21 protein-coding genes and 2 tRNA genes are annotated in these 19,199 nt (G+C 63.2%); 5 read left to right on the top strand and 18 right to left on the bottom strand.

What is annotated here, in order from left to right:
* Positions 1 to 19: 19 nt before the first annotated feature.
* From napA to SUTH_RS01785, 12 genes are all read right to left on the bottom strand, one after another.
* Complete coding sequence (gene napA, locus SUTH_RS01840) at positions 20 to 2,569, bottom strand: nitrate reductase catalytic subunit NapA (protein ID WP_041096647.1); 2,550 nt, start codon at positions 2,567 to 2,569, stop codon at positions 20 to 22.
* Between the two features lies 1 nt (position 2,570).
* Positions 2,571 to 2,819 carry a chaperone NapD gene (locus SUTH_RS01835; protein ID WP_041096645.1) on the bottom strand — a complete coding sequence of 83 codons (249 nt, stop codon included), beginning with the start codon at positions 2,817 to 2,819 and terminating at the stop codon, positions 2,571 to 2,573.
* A gap of 218 nt (positions 2,820 to 3,037) precedes the next feature.
* Positions 3,038 to 4,327, bottom strand: a complete 1,290-nt coding sequence (ccmI, locus tag SUTH_RS01830) for a c-type cytochrome biogenesis protein CcmI (RefSeq protein ID WP_052473059.1) — start codon at positions 4,325 to 4,327, stop codon at positions 3,038 to 3,040.
* On the bottom strand, positions 4,324 to 4,788 hold the full coding sequence (locus SUTH_RS01825) for a cytochrome c-type biogenesis protein (protein ID WP_041096643.1): 465 nt from the start codon (positions 4,786 to 4,788) through the stop codon (positions 4,324 to 4,326). The genes ccmI and SUTH_RS01825 overlap by 4 nt, the downstream gene beginning before the upstream one ends.
* Positions 4,785 to 5,309 (bottom strand): DsbE family thiol:disulfide interchange protein, encoded by a 525-nt coding sequence (locus SUTH_RS01820; protein ID WP_041096641.1) that lies wholly within the window; start codon positions 5,307 to 5,309, stop codon positions 4,785 to 4,787. Before SUTH_RS01820 ends, SUTH_RS01825 begins: the two co-directional genes overlap by 4 nt.
* Positions 5,306 to 7,249, bottom strand: coding sequence for a heme lyase CcmF/NrfE family subunit (locus SUTH_RS01815; RefSeq protein WP_041096639.1), 1,944 nt, complete (start codon positions 7,247 to 7,249; stop codon positions 5,306 to 5,308). The genes SUTH_RS01820 and SUTH_RS01815 overlap by 4 nt, the downstream gene beginning before the upstream one ends.
* 112 nt (positions 7,250 to 7,361) lie before the next feature.
* Entirely contained in the window at positions 7,362 to 7,790 is a 429-nt protein-coding gene (ccmE, locus tag SUTH_RS01810) for a cytochrome c maturation protein CcmE (protein WP_041096637.1), read from the bottom strand.
* Positions 7,787 to 7,981: a heme exporter protein CcmD gene (gene ccmD, locus SUTH_RS01805; protein ID WP_041096634.1), complete on the bottom strand. Its 195-nt coding sequence runs from the start codon at positions 7,979 to 7,981 to the stop codon at positions 7,787 to 7,789. Before ccmD ends, ccmE begins: the two co-directional genes overlap by 4 nt.
* Entirely contained in the window at positions 7,968 to 8,708 is a 741-nt protein-coding gene (ccmC, locus tag SUTH_RS01800) for a heme ABC transporter permease CcmC (RefSeq protein ID WP_148312822.1), read from the bottom strand. Before ccmC ends, ccmD begins: the two co-directional genes overlap by 14 nt.
* Positions 8,705 to 9,370, bottom strand: coding sequence for a heme exporter protein CcmB (ccmB, locus tag SUTH_RS01795; RefSeq protein ID WP_041096632.1), 666 nt, complete (start codon positions 9,368 to 9,370; stop codon positions 8,705 to 8,707). The genes ccmC and ccmB overlap by 4 nt, the downstream gene beginning before the upstream one ends.
* Positions 9,367 to 9,966: a cytochrome c biogenesis heme-transporting ATPase CcmA gene (ccmA, locus tag SUTH_RS01790; protein WP_041096630.1), complete on the bottom strand. Its 600-nt coding sequence runs from the start codon at positions 9,964 to 9,966 to the stop codon at positions 9,367 to 9,369. The genes ccmB and ccmA overlap by 4 nt, the downstream gene beginning before the upstream one ends.
* 44 nt (positions 9,967 to 10,010) lie before the next feature.
* The gene (locus tag SUTH_RS01785) at positions 10,011 to 10,901 is read right to left on the bottom strand and encodes a DMT family transporter (RefSeq protein WP_052473058.1); all 891 of its coding nucleotides are present in this window, start codon (positions 10,899 to 10,901) and stop codon (positions 10,011 to 10,013) included.
* Positions 10,902 to 10,945: 44 nt separating this feature from the next.
* Here SUTH_RS01785 and SUTH_RS01780 point away from each other — a divergent pair, with 44 nt between their 5' ends.
* Both SUTH_RS01780 and SUTH_RS01775 read left to right on the top strand, forming a co-directional pair.
* Complete coding sequence (locus SUTH_RS01780; RefSeq protein ID WP_052473056.1) at positions 10,946 to 12,025, top strand: hypothetical protein; 1,080 nt, start codon at positions 10,946 to 10,948, stop codon at positions 12,023 to 12,025.
* Between the two features lie 153 nt (positions 12,026 to 12,178).
* On the top strand, positions 12,179 to 12,397 hold the full coding sequence (locus SUTH_RS01775) for a helix-turn-helix domain-containing protein (protein ID WP_052473054.1): 219 nt from the start codon (positions 12,179 to 12,181) through the stop codon (positions 12,395 to 12,397).
* Positions 12,398 to 12,570: 173 nt separating this feature from the next.
* Here SUTH_RS01775 and SUTH_RS01770 read toward each other — a convergent pair.
* Together SUTH_RS01770 and SUTH_RS01765 are read right to left on the bottom strand one after the other, a co-directional pair.
* Positions 12,571 to 12,646, bottom strand: a tRNA-Lys gene (locus tag SUTH_RS01770).
* Positions 12,647 to 12,669: 23 nt separating this feature from the next.
* Positions 12,670 to 12,745 (bottom strand) — tRNA-Lys (locus tag SUTH_RS01765).
* 476 nt (positions 12,746 to 13,221) lie between these two features.
* On the opposite strand from SUTH_RS01765, the gene SUTH_RS01760 reads away from it, so the two are divergent.
* The gene (locus SUTH_RS01760) at positions 13,222 to 13,638 is read left to right on the top strand and encodes an OsmC family protein (RefSeq protein WP_041096626.1); all 417 of its coding nucleotides are present in this window, start codon (positions 13,222 to 13,224) and stop codon (positions 13,636 to 13,638) included.
* On the opposite strand, the gene coq7 is transcribed toward SUTH_RS01760, so the two are convergent.
* The 3 genes from coq7 to SUTH_RS01745 are packed head-to-tail and all read right to left on the bottom strand — an operon-like array spanning position 13,639 to position 15,342.
* Complete coding sequence (gene coq7, locus SUTH_RS01755; protein WP_041096624.1) at positions 13,639 to 14,259, bottom strand: 2-polyprenyl-3-methyl-6-methoxy-1,4-benzoquinone monooxygenase; 621 nt, start codon at positions 14,257 to 14,259, stop codon at positions 13,639 to 13,641.
* A gap of 16 nt (positions 14,260 to 14,275) precedes the next feature.
* On the bottom strand, positions 14,276 to 14,770 hold the full coding sequence (locus SUTH_RS01750; RefSeq protein ID WP_052473053.1) for a CNP1-like family protein: 495 nt from the start codon (positions 14,768 to 14,770) through the stop codon (positions 14,276 to 14,278).
* 44 nt (positions 14,771 to 14,814) lie between these two features.
* A complete protein-coding gene (locus SUTH_RS01745) occupies positions 14,815 to 15,342 on the bottom strand; it encodes an RNA pyrophosphohydrolase (RefSeq protein WP_041096622.1) in 528 nt (175 codons plus the stop codon).
* 130 nt (positions 15,343 to 15,472) lie between these two features.
* Between SUTH_RS01745 and SUTH_RS01740 the strand changes: the two genes are divergently transcribed.
* On the top strand, positions 15,473 to 17,212 hold the full coding sequence (locus SUTH_RS01740) for a proline--tRNA ligase (RefSeq protein ID WP_041101407.1): 1,740 nt from the start codon (positions 15,473 to 15,475) through the stop codon (positions 17,210 to 17,212).
* Complete coding sequence (locus SUTH_RS01735) at positions 17,200 to 17,811, top strand: lytic transglycosylase domain-containing protein (protein ID WP_041096620.1); 612 nt, start codon at positions 17,200 to 17,202, stop codon at positions 17,809 to 17,811. Before SUTH_RS01740 ends, SUTH_RS01735 begins: the two co-directional genes overlap by 13 nt.
* A gap of 13 nt (positions 17,812 to 17,824) precedes the next feature.
* On the opposite strand, the gene ffh is transcribed toward SUTH_RS01735, so the two are convergent.
* Positions 17,825 to 19,180 carry a signal recognition particle protein gene (ffh, locus tag SUTH_RS01730; protein WP_041096618.1) on the bottom strand — a complete coding sequence of 452 codons (1,356 nt, stop codon included), beginning with the start codon at positions 19,178 to 19,180 and terminating at the stop codon, positions 17,825 to 17,827.
* Between the last annotated feature and the right edge of the window lie 19 nt (positions 19,181 to 19,199).

Here is a 19,199-nt window from a genome sequence, read left to right as displayed (position 1 = left end):
CGACTCCATGCATGTTCGATCAGGCCTTGACCACCCTGGCGGCGCACTTCTTGAAGTCCGTTTCCTTCGAAATCGGACAGGTGGCATCCAGGGTGAGCTTGTTGACCAGGCGATGCTCGTCGAAGAAGGGGATGAAGATCAAACCCTCCGGCGGTTTGTTGCGACCCTTGGTGTCGACCCGCAATTCGATCTCGCCACGGCGCGTGGATACCTTGACCACGTCATTGCGCTTGAGCCCGCGCTTCTCGGCATCCTTCGGGTGCATCCACACCACCGCGTCGGGGAAGGCCTTGTAGAGCTCCGGCGCGCGGCGCGTCATCGAACCGGTGTGCCAGTGTTCCAGCACACGGCCGGTACACAGCCACAAGTCGAAATCCTTGTCCGGCATTTCGGCCGCGGGCTGGTAGGGCAGCGCAAATATCTTGGCCTTGCCGTCGGGATAGCCGTAGAACTTCACCCCCTCGCCTTTCTTCACGTACGGGTCGTAACCCTCGCGGAAGCGCCACAGGGTTTCCTTGCCGTCCACCACCGGCCAGCGCATGCCGCGTACCTTGTGATAGGTATCGAACGGGGCCAGATCGTGGGCGTGACCGCGACCGAAACCGGCATATTCCTCGAACAGGCCCTTCTGCACATAGAAGCCGAAGGCCTCGGACTCGTCGTTGGTGTATCCGGGAATCGCGTGGGCGTTAACCTTCGCTGTTTCTTCCTTGGGGAACTTGTTGACCTGGCCGTTGGCGTAGAGCACGTCGTACAGGGTCTTGCCCTTGAGTTCCGGCGCCTTGGCCAGCAAGTCGGCCGGCCAGACTTCCTCGACCTTGAAGCGCTTGGAGAACTCCATGTATTGCCACAGGTCCGACTTGCAGTCGCCCGGCGCCTTGACCTGTTGCCGCCACATCTGGCCGCGCCGCTCGGCATTGCCGAACATGCCTTCCTTTTCCATCCACATCGCGCAGGGCAGGATAAGGTCGGCCGACAGCGCGGACACCGTCGGATAGACGTCGGACACCACGACAAAGGCCTTCGGGTTGCGCCAGCCCGGATAGATTTCGCCATTGACGTTGGGGCCGGCCTGCATGTTGTTGGTGGTGGACGTCCAGTAGAAACCGATCTTGCCGTCCTTCAGCATCCGGCTTTGCAGCACGGCGTGATAGCCGACCCACTCCGGAATGGTGCCGGCGGGCAGTTTCCACATCTTCTCGGAGAACTCGCGGTGTTTCGGATTCATCACCACCAGATCAGCCGGCAGCCGGTGGGCGAAGGTGCCGACCTCGCGCGCCGTGCCGCAAGCCGAAGGCTGGCCGGTGAGCGAAAAGGGGCTGTTGCCCGGCTCGGAGATCTTGCCTACCAGCAGGTGCACGTTGTAGATCATGTTATTGACCCAGGTACCGCGCGTGTGCTGGTTGAAGCCCATGGTCCAGTAGGAGGTGACCTTCACCTTTGGATCGGCATAGGCCTTGGCCAGCGCTTCGAGCTTTTCCTTGGGCACGCCGGAAATTTCGTGGGCCTTGTCCAGGGTGTACTCGGAAACGAACTTGGCGAAGTCATCGAACGTGATCGGCGCGTGCTTGTTCGGATCACCCTTGGGCTTGCCGTCGGCGCCGGGGTAGCCGTTGTTCATCGCCACCTGTTCCAGCGGATGGTTGGGGCGCAGGCCATAGCCGATGTCGGTGACGCCCTGGAAGAAACCGACGTTCTTCTTGACGAATTCCTGATTCACCGCCTTGTTCTGGATGATGTAGTTGCAGATGTAATTGAGGATCGCCAGGTCGGATTGCGGCTTGAAGATCAGCTCGTTGTCGGCCAGTTCGCAGGAACGGTGGCTGAAGGTCGACAGCACGTGAATCTTGACGTGGGGCGCAGTGAGGCGTCGGTTGGTGATGCGCGACCAGAGGATCGGGTGCATCTCGGCCATGTTGGAGCCCCACAGCGCGAAGACGTCGGCATGCTCGGCGTCGTCGTAGCAGCCCATCGGCTCGTCGATGCCGAAGGTGCGCATGAAGCCGGCCACGGCGGAGGCCATGCAGTGGCGCGCGTTCGGGTCGATGCTGTTGGAGCGGAAGCCGGCTTTCATCAGCTTGGCCGCTGCGTAGCCTTCCCATACCGTCCATTGGCCGGAGCCGAACATGGCGACGCCGCGCTGTCCCTGCTCCGGATTCTTCAAGGTGGCCTTGACCTTCTCGGCCATGATGTCGAACGCGGCATCCCAGGAGATCGGCTTGAATTCGCCGTTCTTGTCGAACTTGCCGTCCTTCATGCGCAGCAGCGGCTGGGTCAGCCGATCCTTGCCGTACATGATCTTCGACAGGAAGTAGCCCTTGACGCAGTTGAGACCCTTGTTCACCGGCGCGTCCGGGTCGCCCTGGGTGGCCACCACACGGCCATCCTTGACCCCGACCAGCACGCCGCAACCGGTACCGCAGTAGCGGCAGACACCCTTGTCCCAGCGCACGCCGTCCTGGCTCTGCGGCGCGGCGGCCAGCGCCACACCGGGAATGCTCATGCCGGCCGTGCTAGCCGCCGCGGCGATGGCATTGGTCTTGATGAATTCACGTCGCGTCAATTTCATTTCAGATCTCCTTGTATGGCTCAGATTCGGTTTGGTGATAGACCATGGCCGCCGACATGACACCGTCGAGCTGGCCAATGCGTTCGTAAGTGGCGACGTTGCTGCCGTCATCCTCGGTTTCGATGGTGACGATCAGCTTGCCTTCGGGAGAGACGGCGTGCACCTCGACGCCTTCCAGCGCGGCCAACCCGGCCTGAACGATGGCCACGGCACCGGGACGGGCGTGGATGATGGCGCTGGATATGTTCATTGCTTGACCCTCATGGCCGGCACGGATGGCGGTGCCGCTTCAGTCGCCGCGCCTCAATAACCCTGCATGAATTGGGTGATTGTGCACATGCAGCATCCTAGGCCTGTCCCGGAAGGGAGCCTTGATGTTTATCAAGCCTCAACGAAATTTGCCGCGCCCGGAAATACGGCGGCCAAGCGGGCCGTCCCCTTGCAGCAATTCGGGAACGGCCAGGTCGGTCAGGGATCGACCTGGTCGATCAATATCTTCAAGCCCTTGGCGCCGGGCTTCACCGCGGCGCTCTTGCCGGTGAGATCGCCCTTGCCCGGCGTCGCCTTGCCGGTTTTCGAGACGCGCACTTCGACACGCAGCTGCTTGGCGGACGAAATCGTGGCCTCCGGCATCAGCGCCTGCCCGTCGTCGAGCATGAAGTCGAGCGGCAGATCGGCCACCCGTGCGCGCTGGGCCGCCAGCGGCATGCGCGGGCCATCGACGGCGCGGGCGAAGATGAAGACCACGTCGTCGGGCCCGGCCTTGTCCTTCAATGCAGGCGAGAGCTCGACGCGGCCGCTGACCGATGTCGCTGTCGCCTTTGCCGCGCCCTTGCCAGCCTTGGCGACACCGCGATGCGCGTCGTCTTGCGGAACCGCCGCGCCCGCGACATCCTTCCCCTTCGATGCCTTTGCCCGGGCGCCGCCGCTGCGCTCGCGCGCCATGGCAATACTGGATTCGACCATGCGCGCATCTTCGCTGCCGGGCTCGAGCTGGGGCAGCAGTCGTTCCCAGAGCGTGGCGGCTTCGGCGAAGCGCCCGCCGTCAAGGGCCTCGCCGCCGCCCAGGAACAAGGCCAGCATGTTGTTGGGTTCGAGACGCAGCGCCTGCTGCGTCAACTCGCGCGAACGCGAATCGAAACCCTGGTTCTTCTGCACCAGCATTTCCGCCAGTTCGGCAAGCAGTTCGGCATTCCTGTTGAAATCCGGCCCGATGCGGAGATAGGCGCGTTCGGCATCATCCCAGCGGCCCAGCGACTTGTAGGAGCGTGCCAGCATGGCCCAGCCCTCGGGATTGTCCGGATTCTGTGCCAGCTTGTTGGCGAGCTTGACCACGAGCTGTTCCATGTCGGCCGCGGCGCGCTGGGTTTGTACCGCGCCGGGCAATACCGCTGCGGGGCTGCCCAGCCAGGCATACAGCGCCACGGCAAGCAGCGGTACCAGGATGGCGATCGCGATGCCGGCGCCGCGACCGGAAGTGCCCTGCGCGGCAGCAGCGACCACCTCGCTCGCGGCGGTGTCGTCAAGCAGTTGCCGCTGCAGCTCTTCGCGGGCCTCGTCGAAATCGCTTGCCGACAGGCTGCCATTGTTGCGGTCTCGCTCCAGTTCGCCAAGGCGGTCGCGATGGATGGCGGCATTGAGCGCCGGCAAGGAAGAGTCGGCGCTGGCGCTACGGCGACCGGCACGCCACCACGGACGCAGCAACAGCGCCAGAGCGACGACAGCCAGCGTCGCCGCCGCGAGATAAAAGGAGGTCATGAGTTGGATTGGTCCAGCAAGGCCGCAGCGCGGCGACGTTCTTCTTCGGAAAGTACGGGTGCCGCTTCTTCCTTGGCGCGCCGCCGCAGGAACGCAATCAGTGCGCCAATACCGCCTGCCAGCAGCACGAAAGGCCCGCCCCAGAGCAGCCAGGTGGTCGGCTTCACCGGCGGCCGGTAGCGCACGAAATCGCCGTAGCGCGCGACCATGAAATCGAGGATTTCCTGGTCAGTCTTGCCTTCGCCGATCATCTTGCGGATCTCGCGACGCAGGTCCTGCGCCAGTTCGGCGTGCGAACCGGACAGCGATTCATTCTGGCACACCAGGCAGCGCAGTTCTTCGCTGATCGCGACCATGCGCTTCTCGATCGCGACGTCGGCCGCCATCGGCGCCGCTTCCCTGGCCATCGCCGCGCCGGTGAACATCAGGGTGCAACAAACCAGCAGACTGCACAGCTTCATTTCGACAACTCCGCGACCAGGGGCAGGATCTGCGTTTTAAGCGATTCCGGGGTGATCGGGCCGGTATGCTTCATGCGTATCATGCCGGCCTTGTCGATGACATACGTTTCGGGCACGCCATAGACGCCGTAATCGATGCCGACCCGGCCGTCGGCATCGACCGCGGACACCACGTAGGGATCGCCGAACTTCGCCAGCCAGTTCTTTGCATCGACAAGCTGATCCTTGTAGTTCAAACCCACCACGGGCACCTTGCCCTCCTTGGCGAAGGACACCAGCAACGGGTGCTCCTGACGACAGGAGACGCACCACGACGCCCAGACGTTGAGCAGCCAGACCTTGCCCTTCATGTCGGCCGGCGAAAAACTCTTGTCGGCCGCCGCCAGTTGCGGCAGCGTGAAGGCCGGCGCCGGCTTGTCCTTCAGCGGCGAAGGCACGTCGCGCGGATTGAGCGTCAGGCCGATGCCGAGGAATACCAGCAGAACGACGAACACCACCAGCGGAATCAGGAAGCGCTTCATGCCGGCACTCCCGCCGTGGCGCCAGCGCCGACTCTTGCACGCAGCCGGTAGCGCCGGTCGAGCATGGCGATGACGCCGCCCAGGCCCATCAACAGGCAGCCGCCCCAGATCCAGTCGACAAAGGGTTTGTAGTACACCCGCACGCTCCACGCCCCCTTGTTGTCAAGCGGCTCGCCGAGCGAGACATACACGTCGCGGGTGAATCCGGCATCGATCGCGGCTTCGGTCATGGGCATCTGCGACGAGAAGTATTGCCGTTTTTCGGGATGCATGATCTTCAGCAAACGGCCGTCCTTCGACAGTTCGACGGTGCCCACGGACGCCCGATAGTTGGGGCCCGGAGCGGTCTTCACCTCGACCAGGCGGAAACCGTAGCCACCGACGCTTACCGTGTCGCCCGGCTCCATGCGGACATCCTTTTCCTCCTGGTAGCCGCCGACCATCGCCACGCCGATGACGAATACGGCAATGCCGAAGTGCGCGACATGCATGCCCCAGAAGGCCGCGGTCGGCCGGCCCGTCTTCATCCGGTCCATGATCTGGAACACGCCGCTGGATACGATCCACACCGCCAGCAGGGAACTCATCGCGGTCAGCGGCGTCCAGGCGCCCATCAGCAGCGGCAGGGCAATCCCGGCGATGACGGCCAGCACCATGCTCACCCGCAGGCGGCGCGCGATGGCCCTGAGGTCGGCATGTTTCCAGTGCGCCATCGGCCCCGCCGCCATCAGCAGCAGCAAGGGCACCATGACCGGCACGAAAACGGCATTGAAATAGGGCGGCCCGACCGAAAGCTTTCCCATGCCAAGGGCATCGATCAGCAGCGGATACAGCGTACCGAGCAGCACGCTGCCGGTGGCCACCACCAGCAGCACGTTGTTCATCAACAGCATGGTCTCGCGCGACACCAGGCCGAAGCTGCCGCCGGCGCTGACCTTGGGCGCGCGCCAGGCAAACAGCGCCAGCGAGCTGCCGACGACGATGGCCAGCAGCACCAGGATGAAGACGCCGCGGCGCGGGTCCGACGCAAAGGCGTGCACCGAGGTCAGCACGCCGGAACGGACCAGGAAGGTGCCCAGCAGCGAGAGCGAGAATGCGGCGATGGCCAGCAGCACGGTCCAGTTCTTGAAGGCGCCGCGCTTTTCGGTCACCGCCAGCGAGTGGATCAGCGCCGTGCCCACCAGCCAGGGCATGAAGGATGCATTTTCCACCGGGTCCCAGAACCACCAGCCGCCCCAACCCAGTTCGTAATACGCCCACCAGCTGCCCAGTGCAATGCCGAGCGTGAGGAAGACCCAGGCCGCCGTGGTCCATGGCCGCGACCAGCGCGCCCAGGCCGCATCGAGCCGGCCGGAAATCAGCGCCGCGATGGCGAAGGCAAAGGCCACCGAAAAGCCGACATAGCCCATGTAGAGCATCGGCGGATGGAACACCAGTCCGGGATCCTGCAGCAGCGGATTCAGGTCGCGCCCTTCCGCCGCGGCCGGCAACAAACGGTCAAACGGATTGGAGGTAAACAGGATGAACGCCAGCAGGCCGATGCCGACCAGCCCGAGCACGGCGAGCACGCGCGCCACCATCACTTCGGGCAGTTGGCGCGAGGCCAGGGACACCGCCGCGCCCCAGCCCGCCAGCATCAGCACCCAGAGCAGCAGGGAGCCTTCGTGCCCGCCCCATACCGCCGAGAAACGATACAGGGTCGGCAACTGGGTGTTGGAATGCTGGGCGACGTAGGTCACCGAAAAATCGCTGGCGAGAAAACTCTGCGCCAGGCAGGCGAAAGCAAAGGCAATCAGCAGGAATTGGGTCTGCGCCGCCGGCCGCGCCAGCGCGACCCATTGCGCTTGCCCCCGCTGAGCGCCCACCAGAGGCAGCACCCCCTGCAACAGGGAAACCACGAAAGCAAGAATCAGGGCGAAGTGTCCGAGTTCGGGGGTCATGGTGCTGCCTCCGCCGGGCCGCCCCAAAAAGGCAGCCGTTCAGTGGCCGGACCCCGGCTTGCCGGGGGAACCGAAGTCACCCCCTTTCCCGGAAAGGGGGGCGGGGGGAATGTCATGGTTTACCTTTCTGGGCCTGATCGATGGCGTGTTTGGCTTCGGGAGGCATGTAGTTCTCGTCGTGCTTGGCCAGCACTTCGGTAGCGGCGAATACGCCGTCGCTGCCCAGCCGCCCCTGCACCACCGCGCCTTTGCCGTCGCGGAACAGGTCGGGCAGGATGCCGGTATAGGCCACCGGGATCTCCTTGGCGGTGTCGGTAATGATGAAACTCACCGTCATGTCCTGGCGCTTGATCGTGCCCTCCTTGACCAGGCCGCCGATGCGAAAGGCCTTGCCTTGCGGCGCCTTGCCGGCAGCGACTTCGGTGGGCGTCACATAGAGCGCGATGTTGCTGTCGAGCGCGTTGAGCGCCAGCCCCGCGGCAATGGCCAGCGAGGCGAGGCCGCCGGCAATCAGGGCGATGCGTTTCTGTCTGGGCTTCATCGGGATTTCTGCTGGAGTTCGAGTTCGTCGGCGAGTCGTTCGCGAATCAGGCTCTTGCGAACCTCGGTAAGACGGTGCCGGGCCAGCAAAGGTTCCGCGATCATCAGCAAAAGGCAGGCGCCGAAGCTGCCCCAGACGTAGAGCGCGTAGCCGCCCATGGCGAAGAATTCGCCGACGCTATTCCACTGCATGCTTCACCCATTCCGTGTGTCGTTCGCGTTCGAGGATGATGGCGCGCACCCGCATCAGCGCCACGGCGATCGAATACATCCAGAAGGCCAGGGCCATCAGCAGCATGCCCCACAGCATGGTCTGCGCCATCGAAGGCGCCTTGTTGAGGTTGATCGTCGAGCCCTGGTGCAAGGTGTTCCACCACTTCACCGAAAAATAGATGATGGGGATATTCACCACGCCGACCAGCGCCAGGATCGCTCCGGCCTTGTCGGCGCGGCGCGGGTCGTCGATCGCGGCTTGCAAGGCCATGAAGCCCAGGTAGAGGAAAAACAGGATCAGCTCGGAGGTCAGCCGCGCATCCCACACCCACCAGGCACCCCACATCGGCTTGCCCCAGAGCGCGCCGGTCCACAGCGACAGCGCCGCCATCAGGGCGCCGGTGGGCGCCAGTGCCTGCGCCATCATGCCCGACACCCGCGTGTTGAGCGCGAGGCCAAGGCCGGCCCAGAAGGCCATCACGAGATAGATGAACATCGACATCCAGGAGGCCGGCACATGGACGAAGATGATGCGGTAGCCCTCGCCCTGCTGCGCGTCGGTCGGCGCGACGAAAAAGGAAATCCACAGCCCGGCAATGCCGAAGACGGCCGCGGCGGCCCAGAACCACGGGATCAGGCGCCCGGCGAGCGGATAGAAGCTCTGCGGGCTGGCAAACCTGAACCACTGAATAATCGACTGCCTCACTCCAGTGCAATCCTCAAAGCGGCCGTGGTTGCCCACGGCGCAAAAAATACAGCCAAGGCCAGCATCGCTGCCAGCAAGGACAAATGCCCACCCGCATCGAGACCCGCGACATGGGCTTCCACCGCTCCCGCGCCGAAGATCAGCGCGGGGATATAAAGCGGCAATACCAGCAGCGCCAGCAACACGCCGCCGCCACGCACCCCCAGGGTCAGCGCCGCGCCGATCGCACCGATCAAGGACAGCAACGGAGTTCCCAGCAACAGAGCCAGCGTCAGAATTCCCAGCGCCGACGCATCGAGATCGAACTGCAAACCGAGCACGGGCGCCAGCAGAACCAGCGGCAAGCCGCACAACAACCAGTGCGCCAGTATTTTACCGGCAACCAGCATGCCCAAGGGAGAGGGCGACAGGGCCATCTGCTCCAGCGTGCCATCGACGTGATCGGCCGCAAACAGGCGCGGCAGGCCGAGCAGGGTTGCCAATAACGCGGCAACCCAGAGGATGCCGGGCGCGATCTTCTTCAACAGTACCGGTTCCGGGCCGATGCCCAGCGGAAACAGGCTGGTGACGATGACAAAAAAGAACACCGCCGTCAGCACCTCGCTCTTGCGCCGCAGCGCCAGCAGCAGATCGCGGCGCACGGTTGCGAAAAACGCGTTCATAGCACCAACGCCTTGCCGCCCGGCACGGGCAGCGGCTGGTGGCTGGTCAGCACCGCCATGCCGCCTGCGGACAGATGCTCCGCAATCAGTTCGCCGAGCAGCTTCACCGCGGCGACATCGAGCGCATTGAAGGCTTCGTCGAGCACCCACAAAACCGCCGGACGTGTCAGCAGGCGGGCCAGCAGTACGCGCCGCTTTTGTCCGGCGGACAATACGCGGACCGGCAAGTCCTCGCGTCCGCGCAACCCGAGCCGGATCAGGGCAGCCAGCGAGGTACGCTCGTCGAGTGCGATGCCGTCCAGGGCGGCCGCCAGGCGCAGATTTTCCAGTGGCGTCAGGTCTTCCTTGACCGCCGCGTGATGGCCGAGATAAATCAGGTCGCGGCGAAATTCGACCGACGGCGTCGGCTCGTCGCGCCAGCGAATCTCGCCGGCATCGGCCGGCGAAAGGCCGACCAGCAGGCGCATCAGGCTGGTCTTGCCGGCGCCGTTCTCGCCCTGCACGTGCAACCACTCGCCTGCGGCGAGCGAAAACCCGACGTCGGCAAACAAGCGGCGTTCACCGCGCGAACAGGCGAGACCTGAAACCTTGAGCATTGGCCAATTGTGCCCGAAACGGCTGCGCCGCGCCTTGTGTCGGGTCAAGCCGACGGTCGCGCCGGCAGCAGCACTGTCGCAATTGAGGTCAATACCAGCACCAGCGCCGCAAAATCCTGCCAGCGCGGGGCCTCGCCCAGAAACACCATTCCGCTGAATACCCCGACCACGGGAATGATCAGCGAGCCCAGCGAGGACACGGCGGCCGGCACCATCTGCACCAGCTTGTTCCATGCCCAGTAGCAGAACAGCAAGCCGATGAACACGTTGTACCAGAAGCCGAACAAGGGCCAGAAGCTGATCCGGCCCCACTCGACGGTTTCCAGCGCATGGCCGGCCAGTGCGATCGGTATTCCTCCCAGCAAGGCTTGCCATGCGGTCAGTGCGGTGATCGGCATGGGCAGCGGATTCCGCTTGTAGATCACCAGTCCACCGGCCCAGAAGATGGCCGCGATGAGCATCAGAATCACACCCATCGGCGCTCTGCCGAGATTTTCGAACTCGGCGCCGATCAGCAGCGCCATGCCGCTCATCCCCAGCGCCAGGCCAATCAGCCGGCGTCGGGTAAGCGGTTCGTTGAGAAACCACGCCGACAGCACGGCGCTCCAGAGCGGCATGGTGTAGCCGAGGATGGCAGCACGTCCCGAAGGCAGCAGGCTGACGCCGTAAATCGCGAACATGTTCCAGCCGACGATGTTGCATGTTGCCATGCCCAGCAACTGCGGCCATCGCCCGGTGGGCACCCGCAGGGAGTGCCCCGAAAACCAGGCGATGCCGAACAATCCGACGGAAGCCAGCAGGATGCTGTCGCCGCGAAATATCCAGCGCGGAATTTCGGTGATGACGACCTTCATGATCGGCCAGTTGAAACCCCAGCCAAGGGAAAGCAGGCCCAGCAGGATGAGTCCGGCGCGCGGAATGGAAGACGAAGACATGGTGCGCGAGTGTCGCATGCGGGTCCGGCCTTTACAATTCATCCATGTCGCGCACCTATCTGATGCCATTGCTGACCATCGCCGCCCTGCTTTCGCTGGCGACGGCCGGCGTATTGCTGATCACGGGCCACGCTGCGCCGCAACTGGCTGCCCATGTCGCCTTCGCGCTGGGCGTGCTGCCGCTGATCCTGGCGGCAATGAGTTACTTCATTCCGGTACTGACGCGCAGCGGCGCCGCCGGCTTTGCCGCCTGGGTACCTCCGGCGCTGGCCTGGAGCGGCGGTGCACTGGCCGTGTTTTCATTTGCCGGCGACTTCTCGTCGACCAGCCTGGCTCTGGCGGCTGCCTTGGGCGGACTTGCCGCACTGACTCTTGCCGGCTGGACGGTGAGCCGCACACGCCGGATGTTCGGTCCGCGTCATCGCGGGCTGGACTGGTATCTGGCGGCGCTTGCCTTTTTGCTGGCGGCACTGCTGGCGGTTGTCCTGATGCCCCTGTTCCCGACCCAACGCAACGCGCTGCGCCTGTTTCATCTGCATGCCAACCTGCTCGGCTTTGTCGGACTGACCGCTCTGGGGACTTTGCAGGTATTGCTGCCCACCAGCCTGGGCCAGGCAGACCCTGGTGCCGTGATGCGCTTGCGGCGTGACCTCAAATGGGCGGCAACCGGCGCACTGTTGATTGCCATCGGCGCGTCGTCATTGCTGCCGTCACCAGCTTCCGGGCTGGCTCCCGCCCTCGCCCTGCTCGGCGTCATGCTCTACGGAGGGGTTGTCGTGCGCATGCTGCACGCATGGTTTTCATTGTTCGGCAAGTCGCTGCGCCAGATGCATGGTGCGGCCCCATCCCTGACGGCCGCCGCGCTGGGCTTGCTCGGCATGCTGGGCTTGGGCATCGCGCACGGGTTTGGCTGGCTGCCGGCCCGTCCCGCCGTCGCCGGATTCGTCATCGCCTTCCTTCTGCCGCTGGTGAGCGGAGCCGCCTCGCATCTGCTGCCGGTCTGGCTGCGTCCGGGTACGCAGGGGCCCTGGCATCAAGGCTTGCGCAACAGGCTCTGCCGCTGGGGCGGAGTGCGCGGACTGGTGTTGTTACTGCTCGGCCTGGTGATCGCCGCGGCATCCTGATCCGAAGTGCGCGATACATCCTCACGCCCCGCATGGCGCAACCCGGGAACTTCGCCAGAACGACAGCGTCAATCCCGTTCGGCATTGCCAAAAGCATGGATCGAAAAAAAGCGCTAGCATATTGCCTCGATTACTCACCGGCAGGAGAACGCCATGGCCCGCAAGAAAAAACTCGACTTCAGTGACATCGCGACCGATCGCAAGAAGGAGAACCTCAATCAAAAGGATTTCTGGATGAGATATGGCGTCACGCAATCGGGCGGCTCCAGATATGAGTCCGGCCGCAATATTCCCAAGCCGCTGGCGATTCTGCTGTGGCTGCACCGGTCGGGCAAGATCAGTGACAAGGATCTTAGCGACGCGCTGAAGTAAGGATTTTCAATGGGCGTCGACATGGCGGCGCCTGGTGCGCCGATCCTGCGGCATCAGGCCCGCTTGAAGCCGAGGCGTCAGCCAGTTGCCTGAAGCCAGGGTAGCCGCGTTGGGTTGAAACATGCGCAAGAAAAAAGCCGAATCAACTAATTAAGTTGATTCGGCTTCTGATTTGGTGGGTTGTCACAGATTCGAACTGTGGACCTACGGATTAAGAGTCCGCTGCTCTACCAACTGAGCTAACAACCCGAATTGCAAATTATATATTACGGTGGTGGGTCGGGCGAGATTCGAACTCGCGACCAACGGATTAAAAGTCCGCTGCTCTACCGACTGAGCTACCGACCCAGCTCGAAGGGCGCGAATCGTACAGACCTTCCCTGATGCTGTCAAACCTGACAGCAAAATCAGGTAACTCGCACACATCCTCGACGAACAAGCGAAAAAAAACGCAACCCGAACGGGCTGCGTTTAATCCACACCAAAGGAGGAGGGTGGAGGAGACAGGGGTTGAACATGGACTGCGTTGAATCCCTTACTGCACTCAATGTTCGGTTGAATGGATTCTTCCATAGCCCTTGCTGCATTGCAAGACATATTTGTGCATTGCGCAATCGACTGCCATTGTCTTTGCCTTGAAATGGGAAGCAGTTTGATTTCATTGATTATTAAAGAATTAATTTTCCATTTCGACTGAGCAGATTTGTCTATATGACGGCGAATCGATTGCCCGCTGTGACACAGCAGCCTGGTTTGATGCGCTGCCGCACTCCCGCCTTGGTGTCACCGCTAGAATGGCGATATCGATTGAAGGAGTGAGCAGCATGGAATGCACGGTACGCTGGCATGACGGAATGAGCTTTGTTGCCGAGACCGGCAGCGGACACCTGATCTGCATGGATGGGGCGCCTGACGCGGGTGGGCGCAATCTGGCGCCACGGCCCATGGAACTGCTGTTGGCCGGCACGGGAGGGTGTACTGCCTTCGATATCGTGCTGATCCTGAAACGGGGCCGGCATGAAGTCAGCGGATGCGAAGTGAAGCTTCAAGCCGAGCGTGCGGAGGTCGACCCCAAGGTATTCACGCGCATCAACATGCACTTCGTGGTAACCGGGAAGAACCTGAAACCGGAGGTCGTCGAACGTGCGGTAAAACTCTCCGCCGAGAAGTACTGTTCCGCCTCGATCATGCTCGGCAAGACCGCCGAGGTCAGCCACAGTTTTGAAGTCGTCGAGGCCTGATCAGGCGACGTAGGAAAGCTTCGTCATCACCTTCGACGAAAGCTTCATGGCGAGCTTGACCGGGGTCGGCAATTCCCGCGCACCGTAATGACTCGCCGTTTCGGCGTGGCGAATCTCGTCGACCTTCATCTGCTCCAGCACTTCCCATGACTTCCGATCCTGCGTCGGCAGCCTGGCCTTGTGGCTTTCCAGGTGCCCCTCGACCTGGCGTTCGGTTTCGGCGAGAAAACCGAGACTCCATGCATCGCCGCACTTTCCCGCAAACATCCCGATTGCCAGCGACCCGGCATACCACAGCGGATTGAGCACGCTCTTGCGGCCACCGAGTTCGGCAATACGCCGCTCGGTCCAGTTGAGATGCTCGGTTTCCTCCCACGCCGCCTGTTCCAGTTCGCGCTTGACGGCGACATCGCGCGAGGTCAGTGCCTGCCCCTGGTACAGGGCCTGGGCGCAGATTTCGCCGCAGTGGTTGACCCGCATCAGCGCGGCGACGTGCTGCCTTTCGTCATCGCTCATCGCTGCTTCGGGCAGGTCTTCGCCCGGCATCGGACGCCGGGTCGGGGCGGCCGCAAATACGGCACGCAGTGCCTTGTCGATTTCCGGGATGATGGCATCGATCATTCGGATTTCCCCGCTATCAATTTGAGTTGGGATGCTTGCCCAGGCGCAAGGCGTTGCGCCCTTCGTCAGCCGTGAAGATGGGGTTGCCCAGCGGGCAGAACAGGTCGCGGCTCAATGCCGCATGGTGCCGGTTGACGGGCTTGTTTTCGATCGGCCGCCACTCGATGCGGGAGGTTCGCGACTTGGTCCAGGTACCGTCGCTGCGACCCGTGGCGTAGTGCTTCCAGTTGCGGCCCTTGCAGTGGATGCCTTCAAAACTGATGTTGCGGGCGCCGCCCGAGGTCTCGACCACCAACGCATAGCGCACCACGCCGTCGGCACCGACCGCCAGGGTGCTGGCGTCGATGAAATACTTGTTGGTGGCCACCGCGCTGACGTAGAACTCGATCAGGTTTTCCTGCTTGGGAAATGCCGGCATCTCGATTTCAAGTTCCTGCCAGGGCTTTTCTTCCTCCTCGCTCTGGTAGTTGCCCGGCACGATACGGCCGCTGGGATCAACAGTCTGCGCCATTGCACCGCCCCCCACACCAGCCAAAAGGAGCACAAACCAGTACTTCATTTTGGTTCGCCCATGACGTCAGTCTCCCAGCGCGGTATGCGCTCGTCGGGGTGGACAAACAGCAGGCGCGCCAGTTCGATCAGGGCGGCTTCATACACGCCGCGCTTGAACTCGATCACGTTGTTCAGCGGAATCCAGTAGCTGTTCCACCGCCAGGCATCGAATTCGGGATGTTCGCTGGCGCGCAGGCAGACGTCGCTGTCACGCCCGACCAGGCGCAACAGAAACCAGATCTGTTTCTGGCCCTTGTAGGTACTCCGCCATTCGCGGCGAATCCAGTGCTTCGGCACTTCATAGCGCATCCAGTCGCGCGTGCGGCCGATGATCCGCACGTGCTCGGGTTTGAGGCCGGTTTCCTCTTCCAGTTCGCGCAGCATCGCCTGCTCGGGCGTTTCGCCCTTCTTGATGCCGCCTTGCGGGAACTGCCAGGAATGTTCGCGGATCCGCTTGCCCCAAAAAACCTCGTTTCGACTGTTGACCAGAACGATGCCGACGTTCGGGCGAAAGCCTTCACGATCGAGCATGATGCTTATTCCAATGATTGACTGGTAAACATTCTTTCACAATCGCGGGCCGCTGGAAAGCCGCATCTGTCGCCTCTGCAAATTCCCGGCCGCGGGTAAAATGCCCGTTTTCGCCTTTCAGCCTACTGCCATGCGCGCCAGCCAGTTCTTCATCGCCACTCTCAAGGAAGCTCCCTCGGACGCGGAAATCGTCAGCCACAAGCTGATGCTGCGCGCCGGCCTGATCCGTCGTCTTGCCGGCGGCATTTACACCTGGATGCCGATGGGCCTGCGCGTGCTGCGCAAGGTCGAGAACATCGTGCGCGAGGAAATGGACCGCGCCGGCGCCATCGAACTGCTCATGCCGGCGGTGCAACCTTTTGAATTGTGGGAAGAATCCGGACGCGGCCCGAAGTACGGCCCCGAGTTGCTGCGCTTCAAGGATCGCCACCAGCGCGATTTCGTGATCGGCCCTACGCACGAAGAGGTCATCACCGACGTGGTGCGCCGCGATGTGAAGAGCTACCGCCAGTTGCCGCGCCATTTCTACCAAATCCAGACCAAGTTCCGCGACGAAATCCGCCCGCGCTTCGGCGTCATGCGCGGGCGCGAGTTCCTCATGAAGGATGGCTATTCCTTCCATACCTCGTACGCCGACCTGGAGCGCGAATACCGCAACATGTACGACACCTACAGCCGCATCTTCACCCGCCTGGGCCTCAAGTTCCGCGCCGTGGCGGCGGACACCGGCGCCATCGGCGGTACCGGCTCGCACGAGTTCCATGTGCTGGCGGATTCGGGCGAGGACGCGATCGCCTTCTGCCCGGCGTCGGACTATGCAGCCAATGTGGAACTGGCCGAAGCCGTGACTCCTGTGAAAGTTATGCGTAGCGGTATCCCCGGGGACGGCGCTGGCGGTACGGCGACGATGGAAAAGAAAGCCACACCGGGCAAGACCAGATGCGAGGACGTGGCGGCTTTCCTCGGCCTGCCGCTGACGCAGACGGTGAAGGCCATTGCGGTCATGGCGGAAAAGGAAAGCGGCAGCGAGTTCGTCCTGCTGTTGCTGCGCGGCGACCACGACTTGAACGAAATCAAGGCGCAAAAGGTGGTCGGTGAATTCCGCTTCGCGCGCGACGAGGAAATCGTCGAAGCGCTGCGCTGCAAGGCTGGCTACATCGGCGCGGTCGGGTTCAAGGGCCGGGTCGTGGCCGATCGCAGCGTCGCGGTCATGAGCGACATGGTTTGTGGCGCCAACGAAGAAGGCTTCCACCTCACCGGCGTCAATTTCGGCCGCGACCTGCCGCAACCCGCCACCGTCGCCGACATCCGCAACGTGGTCGAGGGCGACCCCTCGCCCGACGGCAACGGAACGCTCGAACTGTGCCGCGGCATCGAAGTCGGCCACATCTTCCAGTTGCGCACCAAGTATGCCGAAGCGCTGAAATGCACCTTCCTCGACGAACAGGGCAAGGACCAGGTCATGGAAATGGGCTGCTACGGCATCGGCGTCTCGCGCATCGTCGGCGCCGCCATCGAACAGGGCCACGACGAGCGCGGCATCATCTTCCCCGCCGGCATCGCGCCCTTCGCCGTGGCGATCGTGCCGATGAACTACGCCAAGTCGGAAGCCGTTCGCGCCGCCGCCGGGGCGCTCCACGCCGAGCTGCTCGCCGCCGGCATCGATGCGATCCTCGACGACCGCGACGAGCGTCCCGGCTCGATGTTCGCCGACTGGGAACTGATCGGCATCCCGCATCGCGTGGTGGTCGGCGAGCGCGGCCTCAAGGAAGGCAAGCTGGAATACAAGGGCCGCAGCGACGCCGAGGCCACCATGGTGGCCATCGGCGAAATGGCGGCCTTCCTCAAACAGAAACTGTGCGACGCCTAGCGCTTGCACTGTATCTTGCCGCGGCGCTGCTGCCGACAGCGGCCCGCGCCGGAGCGCAGCAATACGAACCGCTGGCCGCGAGTGTGCAGGCGGCCTTGCACGCCTCGATTGCCGACCGTGCCGCACCCGAACCGCAGTTCCCCTCGATCGAGGAGAAGGTCAACTGGCTGACCGAGATGTCGGCGCGACTGACGCGCCGCATGCCGGACCGCGAGGCGCGCCTCGACTTCCTCAAGACCGTGTATTACGAAGCCAAGCGCGCCGGACTCGACCCGCAGATGGTGCTCGGTCTGATCCAGGTCGAGAGCGGCTTCAAGAAATATTCCGTATCTTCGGCCGGCGCCCGCGGCTACATGCAGGTGATGCCCTTCTGGATAAAACTGATCGGCAGCAAGGACAGCAACCTGTTCCACATGCGCACCAACCTGCGCTTTGGCTGCACCATCCTGCGCCACTATCTGGACATCGAAAAAGGCGACCTTTACCGCGCGCTCGGCCGCTACAACGGTAGCCTGGGCAAGCCGGAGTATCCGAACATGGTGCGCGGAGCGTGGGAGAAGCAATGGGGCTGGGGGCCGCGGGTGATCGGGCCGCGGTAGTCACTGCGCGGCTTCACCGCATCCCCGGCAACATCCCCTTCATCCCCCGCATCATCTTCTGCATTCCCCTCTTGGAGAACTGCTTCATCATCTTCTGCGTCTGCTCGAACTGATTGAGCAGGCGATTGACCTCCTGCACCGACACGCCCGCGCCGGTGGCGATGCGGCGCTTGCGGTTGGCCTTGATGATCTCGGGTTTGCTGCGTTCCCCAGGCGTCATGGAATTGATGATGCCCTCGAGGCGCCGCACGGTCTTGTCTTCCATGCCGCCGCCGGCTTTCTGCGCCATGGCGCTGAACTGGGCCGGCAGCTTGTCGAGCATGGCCGCCATGCCGCCCATCTTCTTCATCTGGCCGATCTGGTCCTTGAAGTCGTTGAGGTCGAAGCCCTTGCCCGACTTCATCTTCTTGACGAATTCCTGCGCCTTGTCCTGATCGACGCCGCGCTGGGCATCCTCGACCAGGCCGAGGATGTCGCCCATGCCGAGGATGCGCGAGGCCATGCGCTCGGGATGGAACTCTTCCAGCCCCGTGAGCTTCTCGCCGACGCCGGCGAACTTGATCGGCTTGCCGGTGACATGGCGCACCGACAGCGCGGCGCCGCCGCGCGAGTCGCCGTCCAACTTGGTCAGGATCACACCGGTCAGCGGCAGCGCTTCGTTGAAGGCTTTTGCCGTATTCACCGCGTCCTGGCCGAGCATGGCATCGACCACGAACAGGGTTTCGATCGGCTTCAGCAGCGCGTGCAGATCCTTGATCTCGGCCATCATCGCTTCGTCGATGGCGAGGCGGCCGGCGGTGTCGACGAAGATCACGTCGTAGTAATGGCGTTTGGCGTGATCGAGCGCGGCGGCGGCGATGTCGGCCGGCTTCTGTCCGGCGGTGGAGGGAAAGAAGTCGATCCCGGCCTGGGTGGAAACCGCCTTCAACTGTTCGATGGCGGCGGGACGATAGACGTCACAGCTGACCGTCAGCACCTTTTTTTTCTGCCGCTCCTTGAGCCACTTGCCGAGCTTTGCCGTGGTGGTGGTTTTGCCCGCGCCCTGCAAGCCTGACATCAGGATCACGGCGGGCGGCTGCGTGGCGAGGTTGAGACCCGAACTGGCACCGCCCATCAGTTCGGTGAGTTCGCGATGCACCACGCCGACCAGCGCCTGTCCCGGCGTCAGGGAACCGATGACTTCCTGACCGAGCGCCTTTTCCTTGACGCGGGCAATGAAGTCCTTGACCACCGGCAAAGCGACGTCGGCCTCCAGCAGCGCCATACGCACTTCGCGCAGCATGTCGGAAATGTTTTCGTCGGTCAGGCGGGCCTGGCCGCGCAGGTTTTTTACGACGCGGCCGAGGCGCTGGGTAAGGTTATCGAGCATGGGGGGAAAGGGCGGTTCG

The organism is Sulfuritalea hydrogenivorans sk43H (genome assembly GCF_000828635.1).
Taxonomy (GTDB): domain Bacteria; phylum Pseudomonadota; class Gammaproteobacteria; order Burkholderiales; family Rhodocyclaceae; genus Sulfuritalea; species Sulfuritalea hydrogenivorans.
Note: the sequence above shows the minus strand (reverse complement) of the source record. Positions and strands in the feature narration are given on the sequence as shown.